The following is an 18338-nucleotide window of genomic DNA, read 5'->3' as shown; positions in this document are numbered from 1 at the left end:
GGTCAAAGGGCCGGCATACACCGGTCAACAGGGTTTAATCCGCATTGAAGGCATTGGGTATCCATTCTAACTGGCTACCGGTAATGGCTAAAACATCAAAACGGCAAGATGATGTGTCAAAACTGGCTCCTCGCCCTGCCAGCCAAACGGCGGCGGCATGCAGCAATCGCCGTTGCTTGCGGTAAGTCACGCTGGCCGCTGCGTCACCAAAGGCGGCGTTGCGGCGGTAGCGGACTTCGACGAACACCCAGGTTTGACCATCACGCATGATGAGATCGAGCTCACCCCCACGTACCGCCACGTTGGCAGCGGTGAAGGTAAGCCCGGCGCGCTCCAGGTATTGGCGGGCCTGGATCTCATAGCCCGCTCCCTTGGCGCGTTGACTCAGGAGACCGGAACGACCGAGCCCTGGCGGTATTGCAGCCAAGTCAGTTTCCTGGTGATCACACAGTTAGGTGACGATGTCAGTACACCCGTGGTGCCTGAAACCTGGAATCCTGGCAACTGGCGCATTTGAGCAAAGTGGTTGGCCAATGTCCAGGCATCCATCCCCATGGCGTAGAGACGCACCAAGGAATAGTCGTTGCGGAATTTGGCGGTGGCTTGCTGCTGCAACTGTGGATTGGCCCCTGCCAGCAGAGGAATATCACTGAATTGCAGGCCTTCCATTTCCAGACGGAAGTCCGGGCCAGCGCCGGCCTGATAGCTGCGCGAGCTGGCAAACATGGCTGGTTTGCTACGAGAACTGGTGGTCATGTCGATCATCGGCTTGATCAGCGTCAACTGGTCTTGCGTGGCGACGATATACACCGAGTCTACGCCGCCGCCTGTAGAGGCCGGGATATCGCTTGGTGGCGCTGGAATAGTCAGGCCAGCGATAGTCACCGACTGCTGCGCTGGAGCCTGTGAGGCCACCGGGGTGCCGCTCATGCGGATCCCACCGCTGTTGACCATCTGACGTAGCTCACCGGCAGAACCAATCCCTTGTTGCAGCACGGTCTGGCCACCGAGTTTCTGCCACTCTTCGGTGAAGGCTTTGGCAATGCGATCGCCAAACGCGCCGCGTGGCAGCAGCAGTAACGGCTGGCGTTTTTGCTGTTCCCAGATATGGCGGGCGGCGTCGCGGGCTTCATCCTCCGGTGACAGGGCGAAGTAACAGATATTCGGGCTGTCCTTTGGCTGCTCAGGCTGGTTGAGTGCCAGCACGTTCAACGTCGTTGAAGTGGTGGCGAGTTGATCGACTTCGGCCTTCAACAGCGGGCCCACGATCAGGGTTGCACCATCCTGCTGGGCTTGAGCCAACAATGCTGGCAGAGGCTGGCTGGTGGTGTCGTAGACCTTCACCTGCCCGCCGGTTGCCGGGGCTGGAGTGACGGGTACCGGAGCAGGGGTAGCAGGTTGTACTGCGGCTACCTGAGTTGCATCCGCCGCAGGGGCTGAAGTACTTACGGCACCGTTGGCATTGTCTGGCGTAGCTGCCACTGTCTGGTCTGGATTAGTGGTTGGTTGCGGTGCCTGAACCGGCGCGGCGAGCGTTATGCCACTTTGCGCTGCGTTAAAGCCCTGCTGGATCGCATCGGCAAACACCTTGGCCTGGCCGTTTAGCGGCAGCAGCAAGGCGATATGCGAAGTTGAAGCCTGGGTGAAATTCAGCACCTGATTCAACTGCGTTGGCAGGCTTTTCGCCGCCGGGTTCTGCGGATAGCGGTTCTGCCAGTCTTTGATCCCGGCCTTCAGCAGATCGGGATCCTGACGGTTGTCCTGATAGACTCGTAACAGATCCAGCCAACCTTGCAGCACGTTTTCGTTGGCGTTAATCACTAGGCTGTTCATGTCGGCCGGTTTCAGGCCAAGCAGCGTTTGCCAGGTTTTATCCAGGTTATCCTGATGAGCCTGGCCGCTTAGTAACGGCTCCTGGGCAATATAGGCGCGGATCAGTGGCAGTGAGGCTTGGCCCTGATTTGCCGCGATCTGCGCCTGATACAGGCGAACCCGCTGATTCGGTGACAGCGCGCTGCTGTCGATGTTATTCAGCGCGTCGCGGGCTGCGCTCAAATTCTTGTTGGCCACCTGCAGTTCTGCGCTCAATAGCTGGCGCTCAAGCTGTTGTGTACTCGTCAGGTTTTGCGGCAAGGTGCTCAGTTGCTCGTTGGCCTGTGGCAGTTTGCCTTCGCGAGTTAATGCGCGAATCGCAAGTAATTGCCAGTCAGCCTTGTTATCATCGCTGCTTTGCTGCAACTGCTGCAGATAGTAATCAGAGTTGGCACTGGCTTCGTCCTGGATATTTGAGGGCGGAGTTTGTGGAACCCGACTTGGACAACCCGCTAACAGCAAGGCTGCCAGTACAACAGGTACTAATCGCCCTGCTTTGGTACGAAGGAATGTTGAGGAAAGCATACTGTATCCAGTGATGTTTTTTTCAAGATGCTCAATATTAAATCGGCAACCCGGATGAAACAATGAATCAACACCAACAATCAGCTATTTCTGCCTCGACACTGTACGTGGTGCCCACCCCCATCGGCAACCTGGGGGATATGACTCATCGGGCCATAGAGGTACTGAAAAGCGTCGATCTGATTGCGGCGGAAGATACGCGCCATACCGGGTTGCTGCTGCAACACTTTGCTATTAGCGCGCGGTTGTTTGCGCTGCATGACCATAACGAACAGCAGAAGGCGGACCAACTGCTGGCAAAACTGCAGGAAGGCCAAAGCATAGCACTGGTGAGTGACGCAGGCACGCCACTGATTAACGATCCGGGTTATCACCTGGTGCGCCGTTGCCGTGAAGCGGGGATCCGCGTCGTGCCGCTGCCGGGCGCCTGTGCTGCCACCACCGCGTTGTGTGCCGCCGGTGTGGCTTCCGATCGTTTCTGCTACGAAGGCTTCCTGCCAGCCAAAACCAAAGGCCGTAAGGATACCCTGCTGGCGCTGGCAGAGGAACCGCGAACGCTGATTTTCTACGAATCTACCCACCGTTTGCTGGAAAGTTTGCAGGACATGGTCACCGTGTGGGGGCCGCAGCGCTATGTGGTGCTGGCGCGCGAACTGACCAAAACCTGGGAGTCTATCCACGGAGCCCCGGTGGGGGAACTGCTGGCCTGGGTGCTGGAAGATGAGATGCGCCGCCGTGGGGAGATGGTGCTGATTGTGGAAGGCCACAAGGCACAGGAAGACGATTTGCCGCTCGAAGCGCTGCGTACCCTGGCTCTGCTGCAAAAAGAGCTGCCGTTGAAAAAGGCGGCAGCGTTAACCGCAGAGATCCACGGCGTGAAGAAAAATGCGCTGTATAAACATGCGCTGGAGCAGCAGGAACAGGCTAACTGAGCCCCAGCGTTGTGACTCAGCTATGCCGAATGATGTTGAACCCTTCCTGGTCATTCGGCTCAACAAAATGGCGGGTGATGAGATCAAACTGCTCATCGGTCGCGGCAAAATCATGAGTGCCCGACTGATTGCGGGCATGCAGTCTGGCCTTGCAGACATCATCGGGCACGTTGAGATAATGCAGTTGGTTATCGGCACCCGACTCGCGGATGATATCCATCATCCATTCACGGTTGGCCACGGTGTTGGCCGGAAAGTCCAGAATGAGGGTCACCCCGGCGTTAAGCAGTGCTATCAGATGGGGTTTGATGGCGTTTTTCAGCTTGCTACTACAGCGGATATAGTCTGCAACGGTGCGCATCTCATCGGCGTATAGCTGAGCAAGCCAGCTATCTTCCGCGATTATCACGCTGCCAGGCTGGGTTGCCAGCTTGGCTGAAAGCGTGGACTTTCCTGACGCTATTTTTCCTGACAGAAGATGCAGGGTAGGCTTGGCTTTTTCCGGCATATGGCGGGGCGAACGGGTCATGATTAACCTCACTGGAGTGATGCCGGTAAGGCCCGCCTTACCGGCGGGAACAAACTGACGAGCGTCATCCCACCTTAGATTGGCAAGCGGTAAATAATAATCTCGACGCAAATCAGGGCTGAAGGTCTTGGTTTCATATCGCCAAGCTAGCATATCTGCAGGCCCCGCCTCTAGATCTGTTTTCTGTTCCCCCTAAAACGGTTGACCTACCGCAACCACAACGCTACTATCCGCGCCGGAGTTGACCAGACAGTCGCCGCTTCATTGCCGTCCTCTTCGGGGGAGACAGATGGAGGGGAGGAAAGTCCGGGCTCCATAGGGCAGGGTGCCAGGTAACGCCTGGGAGGCGCAAGCCTACGACTAGTGCAACAGAGAGCAAACCGCCGATGGCCCGCGCAAGCGGGATCAGGTAAGGGTGAAAGGGTGCGGTAAGAGCGCACCGCGCGGCTGGCAACAGTCCGTGGCACGGTAAACTCCACCCGGAGCAAGGCCAAATAGGGGTTCACATGGTACGGCCCGTACTGAACCCGGGTAGGCTGCTTGAGCCAGTGAGCGATTGCTGGCCTAGAGGAATGACTGTCCACGACAGAACCCGGCTTACCGGTCAACTCCCTCTATACAGATAACCCCGCGTGACGAGAGTCGCGCGGGGTTTTTCTTTATCTATACCGGTAAATCAATCAGCAGCGCACGTAGCGGCGCTTCGGCCTGGATGGTGAGGCGGTTTTCCTCGCGGATAAACGCACCATCTCCACAGGTCAGGCGCTGGCTCTGGCGATGGTCGCCATTGACCTCAACGGTACCGTGGATCGATTGCAGGTAGGCACGTGGCCCATGCAGAGTAAGCGTCTGCTGTGCTCCCGCCGGTAAGTTCAAATGATGTATCCAGACCTGTTGGCGCAGTTGCAGGCTGCCGTGGGCACCATCCGGTGAGGCCAGTAGCGTATAGGGCTGATCTGGCAGGCTCAAACGCTGTACACGCTCATTGCTACGCTCCGGGCAGGCATCCAGCCACAGTTGCATTCGGGTCAGTGGCGTGCTGTTGCTGACGTTCTGTTCGCTATAGCTAAGCCCCGGCTGAGTAGCCAGCAATAATGCCTCTCCTGCGGCCGCGCGTACGGTATTGCCGTCGCTGTCCCGGTATTCGGCTTCACCCTGCAGGATCAGATTCAGTATATCTACGTTGGGATAGGTGCGTGGCTGGAAGGCGGCACCCGGTGCCAATACCTCTTGATTCAGTACCCGCAGCGACGCATAGCCCATCAGTTTGGGATCGAAGTAGTGGCCAAAGGAAAAGGTATAACGAGCCTGCAGCCAACCAAAGTCAGCTTGCCCGCATTGTTGTGCTGTTCTGCATGTGATCATGGCAATCGGCTCTCTAAATTCATTCTCTTGATGGTAAGCATCTGGACGGCGGATTGTTAGCCAGTTAATCTGGTCGGTATATTCAAATTTCCTGATAGAGAGTTTCGATGGCCAGAGATCGGGCGTTAACGCTTGAAGCGCTTAGGGTTATGGATGCGATCGACCGCCGTGGCAGCTTTGCCGCCGCTGCCGATGAGCTGGGGCGAGTGCCTTCGGCGCTCAGCTACACCATGCAAAAATTGGAAGAAGAACTGGATGTGGTGTTGTTTGACCGATCTGGGCATCGCACCAAATTTACCAACGTTGGGCGCATGCTGCTTGAGCGTGGCCGCGTACTGCTTGAGGCCGCGGACAAGCTGACGACTGATGCAGAGGCATTGGCGCGGGGATGGGAAACCCATCTCACCATCGTCAGCGAAGCACTATCTCCGGCATACAAGCTGTTCCCCTTGGTCGATAAGCTGGCGTTGAAGGCCAATACCCAGGTTTCGATCTTTACCGAAGTGTTGGCCGGGGCGTGGGAGCGGCTGGAGCAAGGGCGGGCCGATATCGTTATTGCGCCGGATATGCACTTTCGCGCCTCTTCTGAAATCAACACCCGCAAGCTGTATAAGGTGATGAGCGTGTACGTTGCCGCACCGGAACATCCGATCCATCTGGAGCCGGAGCCGCTGTCGGAGCTGACTCGGGTGAAATACCGTGGTATTGCAGTGGCAGATACTGCGCGGGAGCGGCCAGTCTTGACGGTACAATTGCTGGATAAACAGCAGCGCCTGACGGTGAGCACCATCGAAGATAAGCGCCGCGCCTTGCTGGCGGGGCTGGGGGTTGCCACTATGCCTTATCAGATGGTGGAGAAGGATATCGAGCAGGGGCGCTTGCGCGTGGTAGGGCCGGAATATAGCCGTGAGGCGGACATCATCATGGCCTGGCGGCGCGACAGCATGGGCGAGGCTAAATCCTGGTTCCTGCGTGAGATCCCGCGCCTGTTTGCACGCGAGGAGAACCAGTAACTTCTTCGCATTTTCGCATTGTGTCCCCTCACCCTAACCCTCTCCCACAGGGAGAGGGGACCGATCGAGGTCGTTAATTGCTCAGCGTAATACCTTGTCTTTCTTGTTTTTACTCGCAATCTTCCGAAGTTGTACGGGCAAATTACGCACTCCGGACAGCCGCCTCCCTGAGGAAGGGGGACCAATCGAGGTCGTTAATTGCTCAGCGTAATACCTTGCCTTTCTTGTTTTTAATCCCTACTTTTTGAAGCTACACGGGCCCACCAAGGTCACCGGACGGCTCCCTCTCCCTGTGGGAGAGGGATGGGGTGAGGGGAACAGCGATGACCGGATCCCCTGACTCACAGCAATCTGCAATTAACCAAAACGCACATCGCGCCCGTGGGGTTCATCCAGATCCTGCGCGGGGCCGATCGAAATGATCCCGTGCGGGTTGATGGTGGCATGGCTGCGATAATAGTGGTTGCGGATATGCGCCATATCGACCGTTTCGACAATCCCTGGCATCTGGTAGATATCGCGCAGGAAGCCGTAAAGGTTGAGATAGTCGCTGATGCGGCGTTGGTCGCATTTGAAATGGGTGACGTAGACCGGATCGAAACGGATCAGCGTGGTCCACAGGCGGAGATCGGCCTCGGTGAGTCGATCACCGGTCAGATAACGGTGTTGGCCGAGGATCTGCTCAAGCCGCTCCAATGAGGCAAACACGCCGTTCACCGCTTCGTCATAGGCTTCCTGGCTGGTAGCAAAACCGGCCTTGTACACCCCGTTGTTCACCGAATCGTAAATCCAGCCGTTGAGCGAATCGATCTTCTCACGCAGTTCTGCCGGGTAGTAATCTCCAGCCCGTGCGCCGACGGCGTCGAAAGCGCTGTTGAACATGCGGATGATATCGGCAGACTCATTGCTGACGATGGTCTGCTGCTGTTTATCCCACAGCACTGGCACGGTAACGCGGCCGCTGTACTGCGGATCGGCCCGTAGATAGAGCTGGTAAAGAAAATCGGAGTGATACAGCGCATCGCCGGTTGCTGCCGGGAAATCCTGGCCGAAGGTCCAGCCGTTTTCCAACATCAGCGGATGCACCACGGAAACTGGAATGATTTGCTCCAGCCCCTTCAGTTTGCGCATCAGCAGGGTACGGTGTGCCCAAGGGCAAGCCAGGGAAACATACAGATGGTAGCGATCTTGCTCGGCTTTGAAACCTGCTTTGCCATGCTCTCCCGCAGCGCCATCTGGGGTGACCCAATTGCGAAACTGAGAGGTTGAACGCTTGAAACGGCCCCCGGTGGATTTGGTGTCATACCAGGTGTCTTGCCAAACGCCATCAACGAGTTGTCCCATGAGATCCTCCAATGTGTCTGAGAGATAAAGTCAAAAGGCCCGGCGTGAAGAGCCGAGCCTTTATACCCGTCGTCTTTCAAGCTGCAGCTTGAAATCCATAGGGTATGCTTTATAAGTTTACCACTTTTTGTTCAAAATGCGGTCAATGCTGAAGCCGCCAGGGCCTGCAACCGCCAGCACGATGAAGCCACCGGCAATGGTCAGGTTTTTCATAAACATCAGCTGGTTCACGCCTTCTGCAAAGTTGGTGTGGAACAGCAGCGCGGTCAGGATGGTGAAACCGGCAGTGAACAGCGCCACGGTACGGGTCAGGAAGCCGAACAGGATTGCCAGGCCACCGCCGAACTCCAGCAGGATGGTCAGTGGCAGCAAGAAGCCAGGTACACCCATCGACTGCATGTATTGTTGGGTGCCAGCATAGGCATCACCCATTTTGCCGTAACCTGCAACGATAAACAGGATTGGCATCAGAATACGAGCAACCAGCAAACCTGCATCTTCTAATTTCTTCATCATTAACTCCAAAAAGTGTTGTTGCTTGCCAATCTTGGCATTGGTACCGCCAGGGGGCCTTGTAGCTGCCATGTCCGGTTGATGGAGTGAATGTTAGACGGGAATGCTGCAGGTTGTTAGCAAGTAAAACTGTCGTAATTTTTCAAAAAATCTGAATATTGAAAAATCTATAAAAGTAGTTATAAATCATTTAATTAACGATTAATAAAGTGTGTTTGGATAAAATCCATGCAAATAAAAGGGATTACCAACGGGATAATTGAACTTGTTACAGCGCGGTTATTTTTTGGGAAGGGCGTTACGGATCAGACGAACGGTACCCCAGACGCTGAGCGCCCGCCGTGACCAGCGGATCAACTTGCTAGGATGGCGTATGCCGTACAGCGCGATCACGCTGGAACCGATAGCCATATATTTACGCAGCCCATACAAGGTCTGCCAACTGCGATCGAAGGATTCGGTTTTTTGTAGCCACTGGCTTTTGCTGGCGGTCAGATCCAGGCGTTGCTGCTGGATCTGCCGGATGAGTTGCTCTTTTCTGCGTTCACGGTACTGGCGGCGATTCATGTTTCTCCTCCAGTTCAGCACGGTCGAGTTCCAGTTGCTGACGTGTTGCCCCTAACAGTGTCGAACGGCGAGCCTTGGACAATGTCCAGACGATGCCCACAACGGCCAGGAACAGCAGAACGGCGGTAGTCGTGCCCAACGCCATCAGGCGATAAGCGGGGTCGATGGCCCAGAAGATGAGGATTAACAGGCTCATCAGGCCGAAGGCGGTAAACAGCAGGGTAAGCCCCGCCATCATCAGCAACTGAATGAGGTTGGCTTTCTCCTCTTCCAGCTCGATAACGGCCAGACGCACCCGGGTTTCCACCATGCCGACCATAATGGTGACAATCCGTTGGGCGATATCCAGGACCCCTTTACCGGGGCCCTGTGCGCGCGTTTGCGGCTGCTCTGCCATAATCAGCGGCGCGCGAGCAGAACGCCTAACACCACGCCAACCGCAGCGCCGATACCGATACCAGTCCACGGGTTTTCACGCACGTAATCATCGGCCTGGCCAGCCATCTGCTTGGTTTGGTGAGCCAGTTTGTCACCGGCATCGCTCAGACGGGCACGGGTTTCTTTCAGTGCGCCTTCTGCTTTGGAGCGCAGTTTGTCCAGTTCAGCTTTAGGTTTATCGGTGGAAGAGTTCAGCACTTCTTCCAGCGTATCGGCCAGGGACTTCAGTTCAGCGCGTAAATTTTCTGCATGTGAATCATGTGCCATTTCGATAACTCCTTAACATTAACTTCGACAGACTTTTAACATAGCGGATTTATTCACTTAAGCAAAGGGCTTATCCCCGGTGGATATCACTAACCAATGTCATTATCGGTTGGTAAAATCCCGCCAGATGGGGCTCTTAGCGATAAATCCGCTAATATAAAAATTATTCGGCCTGCGCGGCTTTCAGCTCTGCCTGGGCTTCTGCCAGCTTTCTCTGCTTGTTGGCGATTTTATCTGCCTTGCCGGTTTCCTGAGCCTCTTTCAGCTCCTGCTCACGCTCGGCCACTTTCTCCTGCTTATCAGCAATCTTCTTCTGGCGATCGGCTTGTAAACCGGCCTCGGTGCAGTGGGTCTGTACTTCGCTCAGGGCTTTCTGCAGGCCTGCCACGCGGTGGCTGTTGCCGTGCTTAGTGGCATAATCGATCTGTGTCTGGATATCTTGGGCTTTGCTGGCACAAGTCTCGGCTGCTGCCTGTGAAAGCGCAGAAAAAGTGAACAGGGGGATGGCCAGTAACAATGTGTGGCGTAATTTCATGATTTCAATTCCTTAATGCTGGGAGATCACAAGGATGCTCCCGGTTTCCTGCTGCCCAAGGGGCAGTGCGACAGGTGGCCTACGCGGCTGACCCATGCAGACAATCAGCATAGTCACAAATTGCGTAGAACCCCAAATGTAGGGGCGCTGTATGCTGCGCCCGATTAGCCGGATGTAACGATGGCTAAGATAATCCCTTAAATGAGAAAGGGATTATCCCAGATTAAGTGGCGCGCGTGCAAATTTACGCACCCAGCGGCCGGGGAGAGGAGACTCGTTCAGGGCAATGGTATAACCGGGGGGCAGGATGTTTTCCAGGGCCTCACGGGCCAGCAACTGCTGTTCAGGGGAATCCAGGCGGATCACCAGGCCATCGCCCTCCGGCGTAATGCTTTTGATGCGGATACCGCGTTCATCCAGGCGCTGATAGACATAAAAACCATCTGGCAACGATAAGCCCTGCTGAACCACGTGAATACGCAGCTCGTTTTCCGTACGCAAGATGTACGGCGCCAGCACGGAGGCCAATGCCAGCAGTAGCAATGAAAGCATCAGTGCGTATTGCCAGCGTGGGCGTTTGGCTATCACGCGTCTTTCCCTGCACGATCGGCGCGCTTTTTGCGCCACAGTACCACCAGAGAACCGACCAGCCCGACGACCAGTAACACCAGTGGCAGCATCATCAGGCCGAACATCAACTGGTCTTCATACTTGCGGAACATCGGGGTTTTCCCGAGGGCAAAACCGACCGATACCAGGATCAGAACCCACAGCAAGCCGCTCATCCAGTTAAAGAACTGGAAGCGTGCGTTGCTCAAACCGGACAGCCCGGCAATGGTAGGCAACAGCGTACGGACGAAAGCCAGGAAACGGCCAACCAGCAGAGCCGACAGGCCATGGCGGTGGAACAACTGGTGAGCACGCTGGTGGTAATGGGCCGGTAGATGGGCTAGCCAACTCTGCACCGTCGGCGTATTGCCTAGCCATCGGCCTTGTATGTAGCTAACCCAGCACCCCAGGCTGGCTGCGGTGGTCAGGATAAGAATGGTCACCGGGAAATTCATGGTGCCTTTGGCGACCAGGACGCCGACCAGGATCAGCAGGCTATCACCCGGTAGGAAGGCGGCGGGCAGCAGGCCATTTTCCAGAAATAAGATCATAAACAGCAAGACGTACAGCGTCCAGACCAACGAGGGGTTGGCCAGCGTTTCGAAGTCTTGCTGCCATAAGGCATCCAACAGTTGCTTAATGATATCCATCCGGTGTTCCTAAAAACGTCATTGTTATTTTCGTTCAGCGGCTGGGGGCGGTAAGCTCGCGGAGGGCCCTGGCTGCTGAAGATGATGAACGGTGTTGCTTTATTCTTTGGTTCTATACCCGTCGTCTTTCAAGTTGCAGCGTTGTTATCTGCACTTGCTGCAACTTGAAATCCATAGGGTAAACGGGGCGACACCGGATCATGAGTGATACGTTAGCGAGCCACGGTAAAGTATATTGCTCTCTTTCCAACCCCCGAGCCTGCTTTGTTGCTGCGGGAAGTTCAGCGTCCAATTGACCTGCCGCAACCGGTTAGGGGCTGGGTTATCTGCCTGCGGTTGTGGCCACAGGCGGTAGCCCAGATCCGTTGCTAAAGTATAGGCCGGAACCGACTGGGACGGGGCCTGCAACGAGCTGGGATAGGAATGCATCCGGGGCAAAGACAGCAGTAGTTTGCTGAGGGGCTTGCGGCGGAGTTCACTGTGCGGACGGTAATCCTGATCGTAGGGGGAAACCACATGCTCATCAAATAATGCCTGAGCACTTAACGCGGAGGCTAAGGCTGCGGTTTGTGCTGCATAGAGCTTTGGGCCGGAGACCGAACCGGTCCAGCAGGAAAGAGCAATAAGCATGGCAAACAACCAGCGCATGTATTCGCGTTCCACCCCAAAGTCAGTCGATAAAAAAGTGGGCTAACTCTACCAAAATAGCACGATTGGCAACAGGGAAATCTACGTGGTCGCTGGGGAAATATCGCGCAGTGGGCGGCTGTACCGGGATCGATTCAGCCGTTTTTACAATACCTGACATTCGGTGCGATTTCTTGACGCCAAAACCCTATTTGGTGGTGCTGGCCATGTTATCCAAATGGATCACCGGATTCTCGGCAAACAGGTAGCGATCGGCGTTGTATTCGAAATCGTCGGTGGTGGCATTGAACAGCATCTGCTTGGTGTTTTCCAGATGTTGCCACATGGCCAGTTTGGCACCGTGAGGATCCTTACGTATCAGCGCTTTAAGGATCTCATCGTGATCGTCGCACCAGCTGGCAATGGAACGCTCATCGATATGTTCGTGCAGTTTGATCCAGTAAGGGTTGCTGACACGCTGGGCCCACATTTTTTCCACTATGGTGGCCATGGCGGTATTCTGAGTCGCCAGCGCGACCTGCACGTGGAATTTGAGATCCCACTGCGAATCGCGGAAGCGATCCTCTTTGCGCGCCTGCTCCTGGATCTCCATCAGTTGGACGATATCCTGCTTGGTCACCTGGGTGGCGGCGAACTCGGCGATGTTACTTTCGATCAACTGGCGTGCCTGTAGCAGTTCAAAAGGCCCAGAGGTAGCGAATTCGAGGCTTTCACCCGGCACTACCAGGTGCTTCTGCTGGTTGGAGATCACATGGATGCCCGAGCCTTTGCGCACTTCGACGTAACCTTCCACCTCCAGCATGATGATCGCCTCACGCACCACGGTACGGCTAACGTTCATCTCTTCTGCAATATAACGCTCGGCTGGCAGTTTCTCACCGACCGGGTAGACCCCGCCCTCAATGCGCCGTTTTAGCTCGGCGGCCAATTGCTGATAAAGGCGTCTGGTTTCAGTGAATTCCATAGTGAATACTCGGTGGTAGAAGGGCGTAATGCCATAGGACCTGTTATACCACTTATCCGTTGTAGCTGCTAGCGAGTCAGATGCGAAAAGCCCGGCACAAAGGCCGGGCTGTGGGGGTTAGCTGCTGGCATCTGCCGTTTGTAATCGTTCCTGTTCCAGCTCGGAAACCGGCTTGTTTTGCAGCACGGTCCAGATCACGATGGCGGCCAGGATATCGAACACCGACAGGGCGGCGAACAGCGGGCTGAAGCCCATGGTGTCAGCCAATGCGCCGACCACCAGAGCGAACATGGTGCTCGCCGTCCAGGCGGCCATCCCGGTCAGCCCATTGGCGGTAGCGACTTCGTTGCGGCCAAAGACGTCCGACGACAGGGTAATCAGCGCACCGGACAGTGCCTGGTGGGCAAAGCCCCCGATGCACAGTAAGGCAATGGCGACATAAGGGCTGGTGAACAAGCCGATCATGCCTGGGCCGATCATCAACACTGCGCCCAGGGTGACCACCAGTTTGCGTGAGACGATCAGGTTGACGCCGAAATGCTTTTGGAAGAATGGCGGCAGATAGCCACCCAGGATGCAGCCGAAATCGGCGAACAGCATCGGCATCCAGGCGAACATGGCAATTTCTTTCAGGTTAAAGCCGTAAGCCTTGAACATAAACAGCGGGATCCAGGCGTTGAAGGTTCCCCAGGCGGGTTCTGCCAGGAAACGCGGCAGCGCTATACCCCAGAACTGGCGGTTACGCAGGATCTGCCAGGCGGACATCTTCTTGGCATTGCTGGTCTGGTGGTGCGCTTCCTGCCCATCCAGAATGTAGCTGCGTTCTTCGGTACTGAGTTTCTTCTGGTCTTTCGGGTGCTTATAGAAGATCAGCCAGCAGATGGCCCAGATCAGGCTCAAGACACCGGTAATGATAAACGCCATTTCCCAGCTGTGCGCCACAATCGCCCAGACCACCAACGGAGGAGCGAGCATCGCGCCCACCGAGGAGCCGACGTTAAAGTAACCCACCGCGATGGAGCGCTCTTTGGCTGGGAACCATTCGCTACTGGCTTTCAGCCCGGCAGGGATCATCGCTGCTTCGGCCATACCGACCGCACCACGGGCCATCGCCAGGCCGACCCAGCTGTTGGCCAGCGCGGTGCCCATACAGAAGATGGCCCACAGGATGGCAAACATCGCATAGCCGATTTTAGTGCCGAGCACGTCAAGGATATAACCTGCAACGGGCTGCATCAGGGTATAGCAGGCTGAATAGGCGGCAACAATAAAGGAATACTGTTGGGTCGTGATCCCCAGTGAACCTTCCAGCGAGGGGGCTGCGACGGACATCGCATTGCGGGTCAGATAACCGAGCACGGTGCCGATAGTCACCAGGCCGATCATATACCAGCGTAAGCCTTTAATTTTACGCATCCCAAATCTCTCCCAGTCTAAAAATTTCGGCCACCGGCAAGCCTGTGGCGGTCATGGTGGTGATTCCCTTTCATTTGGTTGCCGGTATTCCGCTTACCGACGCCGTCCTGCGCATTGCCATTGAACCGTGGTTATAAACCAGTAGCAGGGTGGCGAGAAGATAACTTGTCATACAGATTTAAAAGTTGAGTGATATCACAAAAACCATTATTTTTTTAAGTGATAATGCTTGCCATCATAAGGCATTGGTTTAATGGGAGTCGTCTGGATAGGCGCTTGGAGGCCGTAATGATGGGTTAACCAAGGTGAAATTTAGCTAGACTCTATGATAAATTGGTGTGATAACTTTGCAAAAGTTGACAGCAAGGCTAGCCAGGAAAAAGGTGAGGAACCCATATGGCCACGTTTTTGAGCGATGATTTCTTGTTAGACAGTGAATTTGCCCGCCGCCTGTATCACGACTATGCAGCGGATCAGCCTATTTTCGACTATCACTGCCATCTGCCACCGCAACAGATTGCCGAAAACACTCGTTTTAAGAACATGTACGATATCTGGCTGAAGGGCGATCACTATAAGTGGCGCGCGATGCGCACCAACGGCGTGGCTGAACGCCTGTGCACCGGCGATGCCTCTGACCGTGAAAAATTTGATGCCTGGGCGGCAACGGTGCCGCATACCATCGGCAACCCGCTGTATCACTGGACGCACCTGGAACTGCGCCGTCCGTTTGGCATCACCGGCAAGCTGCTCTCCCCGACTACTGCAGATGAAATCTGGCAGCGCGGCAATGAACTGTTGTCGCAGGAGGCTTTCAGCGCTCGCGGCATCATGAAACAGATGAAGGTGAAAATGGTGGGCACCACCGACGATCCGATCGACGATCTGCGCCACCATCAAACCATCGCCGCCGACAGCAGCTTCGATATCAAAGTCTTGCCAAGCTGGCGCCCAGATAAGGCCTTCAATATTGAAGCCGCTGGGTTTAATGACTATATGCAACAGCTGGAAGCCGCCGCAGATACTTCCATCAACCGCTTCAGCGATTTGTGCGATGCGCTGAAAAAACGCCTGGATCACTTTGCCGCTCACGGTTGTAAGGTTTCCGATCACGCGTTAGACGTGGTGATGTACGGCGAGGCCGATGAGGCCACATTAGATAAGATCCTGGCTCAGCGTCTCAGCGGGGAGTTGCCAACGCCACAGCAAGTTGCCCAGTTCAAGACCGCCGTCCTGCTGTTCCTGGCTGCCGAATATCAGCGCCGCGAATGGGTGCAGCAATATCACATCGGCGCACTGCGTAATAACAATAGCCGGATGTTCACTACTATCGGCCCGGACATTGGCTTTGATTCGATTAACGATCAGCCGGTAGCCGAATCACTGTCTCGCCTGCTGGATGCTCAGGCCAAGCAGGGGGCGCTGCCGAAGACCATTCTTTACTGCCTGAACCCACGGGATAACGAAGTGATCGGCACCATGGTCGGCAACTTCCAGGGCGAAGGTACGCCGGGCAAGATCCAATTTGGTTCAGGCTGGTGGTTTAACGATCAGAAAGACGGTATGCAGCGCCAGATGACGCAGTTGGCACAGCTTGGGCTACTTAGCCGCTTTGTGGGCATGCTGACCGACAGCCGCAGCTTCCTTTCGTACACGCGTCACGAATACTTCCGCCGTATCCTGTGCCAGATGATTGGCCGCTGGGTGGAAGATGGCGAAGCACCGGCGGATATTGCGTTGCTGGGTGAGATGGTGAAAAACATCTGCTTCGACAATGCCAAACACTATTTCGCTATCGAATTAGCGTAGTTTTAGCTCGAGGTTGGTTTATGCAAAGCATCATAAAGATCCATGCAAAAGATAATGTGGCGGTCGCACTGTGTGATTTGGCGGCTGGTGAGCAGCCGGTCTGGGAAGGGCAGGCGATCGCACTGGCGCAAGATGTAGCTCGGGGGCACAAGTTTGCCCTTGAGCCGATCGCTGCCGGTGAGATGATCGTCAAGTACGGCTTGCCGATCGGCCATGCACTGGTGGCTATCGCTGCGGGCGAACATATCCATTCGCAAAATGCCAAAACCAACCTGAGCGATCTCGATAGCTATCAGTATCAACCGGAGTTCCAGACCTTACCGGCGCAGGCGGCAGATCGTGAGGTACAGATTTACCGCCGCAGCAACGGTGAGGTAGGGATCCGCAACGAACTGTGGATCATCCCGACCGTGGGCTGTGTGAACGGCATCGCTCGCCAGATCCTGCAACGTTTTCTGAAGGAAACCGGGGAAGCAGAGGGGATCGACGGCGTGCATCTTTTCAGCCATCCCTTCGGCTGCTCACAGCTCGGCCAGGATCATGAAAATACCCGCACCATGCTGCAAAATATGGTGCGTCACCCCAATGCTGGTGCTGTTCTGGTGATTGGCCTGGGCTGTGAGAACAACCAGGTGGATGCTTTCCGCACTACCTTGGGTGAGTTTGATGAACAGCGCGTGCGTTTTATGGTCTGCCAGCAACAGGATGATGAAGTTGCCGACGGATTGGCACATTTGCATGAATTATACCAGATTATGCGCGACGATCGCCGCCAGCCGGGCAAGCTCAGCGAGCTGAAGTTTGGCCTGGAATGTGGGGGATCGGACGGTTTATCAGGGATCACAGCCAACCCGTTATTGGGCTGCTTCTCGGATTATGTGATTGCCAACGGCGGCACCACGGTGCTGACTGAAGTGCCAGAAATGTTTGGTGCCGAACGCATTCTGATGAGCCGCTGCCGCGATGAAGACACCTTTGAAAAAACCGTCAGCATGGTCAACGACTTCAAACAGTATTTTATTGCCCACGACCAACCGATTTACGAGAACCCTTCTCCGGGCAACAAGGCTGGAGGCATCACCACGTTAGAAGAGAAATCTCTGGGTTGCACCCAAAAAGCCGGGCAGAGCCAGGTGGTGGACGTGTTGAAATACGGTGAGCGTCTGCGTCTGCCGGGGCTGAACCTGCTGAGTGCGCCGGGCAATGATGCGGTCGCTACCAGCGCGCTTGCGGGAGCCGGGTGCCATATGGTGCTGTTCAGCACCGGGCGGGGGACACCTTACGGTGGCTTTGTGCCAACGGTGAAGCTGGCGACCAACTCGGAGCTGGCGGCGAAGAAACCGCACTGGATCGATTTTGACGCAGGCCGCCTGATCCATGGCTTGCCGATGGCACAGATGCTGGAGCAGTTTGTCGATCTGATCGTGGACATTGCCGATGGCGCACCGGCGCGTAATGAAGTGAATGATTTCCGTGAGTTGGCGATCTTTAAAAGCGGTGTCACGTTGTAAAGCCTAGCCGGCGGGAGTAGCATAAAACGGCGTTTTGTTTTAAACGCCTTGCTACTTCCGCCCCAGGATCTCCCTAATGACGTTTTATTGGTTTGCGCAGTCCGTTGGCGTGCTGGCTTTTTTGGTAGGCATCACCAGCTTTTTTAATCGCGATGACCAGCGTTTCAAACTGCAGCTGTCGGGCTACAGCCTGATTATCGGCATCCATTTTATCCTGATGGGGGCGAATGCTGCAGGGAGTAGCGCTCTGCTTAGCGCCTGCCGCAACCTGGTCTCGATGAAGACTCGCAGCCTATGGGTGATGTGGATCTTTATCTGCCTCACGCTCATCATCGGTTTATCCCGCTTTCACCACTGGATCGAAATACTCCCGATCTGCGGTACAACCGTCAGCACCTGGGCGTTGTTCCGCACCCGCGGTTTGACCACCCGCTGCGTAATGTGGTGCTCAACGGCCTGTTGGGTTACCCACAACATCTGGCTTGGCTCGATCGGGGGCTCGCTGATTGAAGGCAGTTTCCTGCTGATGAACGGTTTCAACATTATCCGCTTCCGCCGTCTGCAACTGCGCGGCATCGATCCTTTTGCGGTCGAAAAAAAGGCGCCCGTTTCAGAGGGGCGCCAGCCAGTTAAGCAATAAAGTGCAGGTTGCTGAGATTTCCTCCATTCTTCCAACAGAGCAGAGACTCTCAGCTCCCTCTCCCTGTGGGAGAGATACCGTCTTGTCGGTTATCCGGCAAGCGGTATTTCCGCATTAAATGTCTTTCCTGATTTCACCACGCCATAAGCCAGTTGCAGTAGTTTGCGCATCGCTGCACAGACTCTCTCTTT

Annotated in this window: 20 protein-coding genes and 1 other RNA gene; 6 read left to right on the top strand and 15 right to left on the bottom strand. The window is 55.4% G+C overall.

The annotated features are described in order from the left end of the window. Positions 1-34 precede the first annotated feature (34 nt). Positions 35-388, bottom strand: a complete 354-nt coding sequence (locus JHD74_RS11620; protein ID WP_024528160.1) for a YraN family protein — start codon at positions 386-388, stop codon at positions 35-37. After that, a complete protein-coding gene (locus JHD74_RS11615; protein ID WP_024528161.1) occupies positions 385-2397 on the bottom strand; it encodes a penicillin-binding protein activator in 2013 nt (670 codons plus the stop codon). Before JHD74_RS11615 ends, JHD74_RS11620 begins: the two co-directional genes overlap by 4 nt. A 62-nt stretch (positions 2398-2459) precedes the next feature. Between JHD74_RS11615 and rsmI the strand changes: the two genes are divergently transcribed. Then, positions 2460-3329, top strand: coding sequence for a 16S rRNA (cytidine(1402)-2'-O)-methyltransferase (gene rsmI, locus JHD74_RS11610; RefSeq protein WP_166733477.1), 870 nt, complete (start codon positions 2460-2462; stop codon positions 3327-3329). Between the two features lie 16 nt (positions 3330-3345). Here the strand turns inward: rsmI and JHD74_RS11605 are convergent, their stop codons facing one another. Further along, positions 3346-3837, bottom strand: a complete 492-nt coding sequence (locus JHD74_RS11605; RefSeq protein WP_199062772.1) for an ATP-binding protein — start codon at positions 3835-3837, stop codon at positions 3346-3348. A 258-nt stretch (positions 3838-4095) separates the two neighbouring features. Between JHD74_RS11605 and rnpB the strand changes: the two genes are divergently transcribed. After that, an RNA gene (gene rnpB / locus JHD74_RS11600) (RNase P RNA component class A) lies at positions 4096-4474 on the top strand. 47 nt (positions 4475-4521) lie between these two features. Here rnpB and JHD74_RS11595 read toward each other — a convergent pair. Beyond that, a complete protein-coding gene (locus JHD74_RS11595) occupies positions 4522-5223 on the bottom strand; it encodes a pirin family protein (RefSeq protein WP_199062752.1) in 702 nt (233 codons plus the stop codon). Positions 5224-5330: 107 nt separating this feature from the next. Here JHD74_RS11595 and JHD74_RS11590 point away from each other — a divergent pair, with 107 nt between their 5' ends. Then, positions 5331-6236 carry a LysR family transcriptional regulator gene (locus tag JHD74_RS11590; RefSeq protein WP_021180661.1) on the top strand — a complete coding sequence of 302 codons (906 nt, stop codon included), beginning with the start codon at positions 5331-5333 and terminating at the stop codon, positions 6234-6236. A gap of 357 nt (positions 6237-6593) precedes the next feature. Here the strand turns inward: JHD74_RS11590 and JHD74_RS11585 are convergent, their stop codons facing one another. The 11 genes from JHD74_RS11585 to JHD74_RS11535 form a co-directional block, all read right to left on the bottom strand. Then, on the bottom strand, positions 6594-7580 hold the full coding sequence (locus tag JHD74_RS11585; protein ID WP_024528173.1) for a glutathione S-transferase family protein: 987 nt from the start codon (positions 7578-7580) through the stop codon (positions 6594-6596). Between the two features lie 117 nt (positions 7581-7697). After that, a complete protein-coding gene (locus JHD74_RS11580; RefSeq protein ID WP_024528174.1) occupies positions 7698-8093 on the bottom strand; it encodes a DoxX family protein in 396 nt (131 codons plus the stop codon). A gap of 279 nt (positions 8094-8372) precedes the next feature. Continuing rightward, positions 8373-8660 carry a YqjK-like family protein gene (locus tag JHD74_RS11575; RefSeq protein WP_024528175.1) on the bottom strand — a complete coding sequence of 96 codons (288 nt, stop codon included), beginning with the start codon at positions 8658-8660 and terminating at the stop codon, positions 8373-8375. Then, the gene (locus tag JHD74_RS11570; protein ID WP_024528176.1) at positions 8638-9057 is read right to left on the bottom strand and encodes a phage holin family protein; all 420 of its coding nucleotides are present in this window, start codon (positions 9055-9057) and stop codon (positions 8638-8640) included. Before JHD74_RS11570 ends, JHD74_RS11575 begins: the two co-directional genes overlap by 23 nt. Positions 9058-9059: 2 nt before the next feature. Continuing rightward, a complete protein-coding gene (locus JHD74_RS11565) occupies positions 9060-9365 on the bottom strand; it encodes a YqjD family protein (RefSeq protein WP_021180656.1) in 306 nt (101 codons plus the stop codon). Between the two features lie 163 nt (positions 9366-9528). Further along, the gene (locus tag JHD74_RS11560; protein WP_199062751.1) at positions 9529-9900 is read right to left on the bottom strand and encodes a DUF1090 domain-containing protein; all 372 of its coding nucleotides are present in this window, start codon (positions 9898-9900) and stop codon (positions 9529-9531) included. 213 nt (positions 9901-10113) lie between these two features. Beyond that, entirely contained in the window at positions 10114-10485 is a 372-nt protein-coding gene (mzrA, locus tag JHD74_RS11555; RefSeq protein WP_199062771.1) for an EnvZ/OmpR regulon moderator MzrA, read from the bottom strand. After that, complete coding sequence (locus JHD74_RS11550) at positions 10485-11159, bottom strand: DedA family protein (RefSeq protein ID WP_024528178.1); 675 nt, start codon at positions 11157-11159, stop codon at positions 10485-10487. Before JHD74_RS11550 ends, mzrA begins: the two co-directional genes overlap by 1 nt. A gap of 198 nt (positions 11160-11357) precedes the next feature. After that, positions 11358-11807 carry a hypothetical protein gene (locus JHD74_RS11545; protein WP_024528179.1) on the bottom strand — a complete coding sequence of 150 codons (450 nt, stop codon included), beginning with the start codon at positions 11805-11807 and terminating at the stop codon, positions 11358-11360. Positions 11808-11994: 187 nt separating this feature from the next. Then, positions 11995-12771 carry a transcriptional regulator ExuR gene (exuR, locus tag JHD74_RS11540; protein WP_024528180.1) on the bottom strand — a complete coding sequence of 259 codons (777 nt, stop codon included), beginning with the start codon at positions 12769-12771 and terminating at the stop codon, positions 11995-11997. A gap of 117 nt (positions 12772-12888) precedes the next feature. Continuing rightward, positions 12889-14187, bottom strand: a complete 1299-nt coding sequence (locus JHD74_RS11535) for an MFS transporter (RefSeq protein ID WP_199062750.1) — start codon at positions 14185-14187, stop codon at positions 12889-12891. A 396-nt stretch (positions 14188-14583) separates the two neighbouring features. Between JHD74_RS11535 and uxaC the strand changes: the two genes are divergently transcribed. The 3 genes from uxaC to JHD74_RS11520 all read left to right on the top strand — a co-directional run bounded on the left by uxaC (position 14584) and on the right by JHD74_RS11520 (position 18147). After that, entirely contained in the window at positions 14584-15996 is a 1413-nt protein-coding gene (uxaC, locus tag JHD74_RS11530) for a glucuronate isomerase (protein WP_074031548.1), read from the top strand. Between the two features lie 20 nt (positions 15997-16016). Next, positions 16017-17507 (top strand): UxaA family hydrolase, encoded by a 1491-nt coding sequence (locus JHD74_RS11525; RefSeq protein WP_199062749.1) that lies wholly within the window; start codon positions 16017-16019, stop codon positions 17505-17507. A 76-nt stretch (positions 17508-17583) separates the two neighbouring features. Continuing rightward, a complete protein-coding gene (locus tag JHD74_RS11520) occupies positions 17584-18147 on the top strand; it encodes a YgjV family protein (protein WP_065684720.1) in 564 nt (187 codons plus the stop codon). Positions 18148-18338 lie beyond the last annotated feature (191 nt).

This window comes from Serratia sp. ASV30, from assembly GCF_016428815.1.
In the GTDB taxonomy this organism is placed as follows: Bacteria; Pseudomonadota; Gammaproteobacteria; order Enterobacterales; family Enterobacteriaceae; genus Chania; species Chania fonticola_C.
Note: the sequence above shows the minus strand (reverse complement) of the source record. Positions and strands in the feature narration are given on the sequence as shown.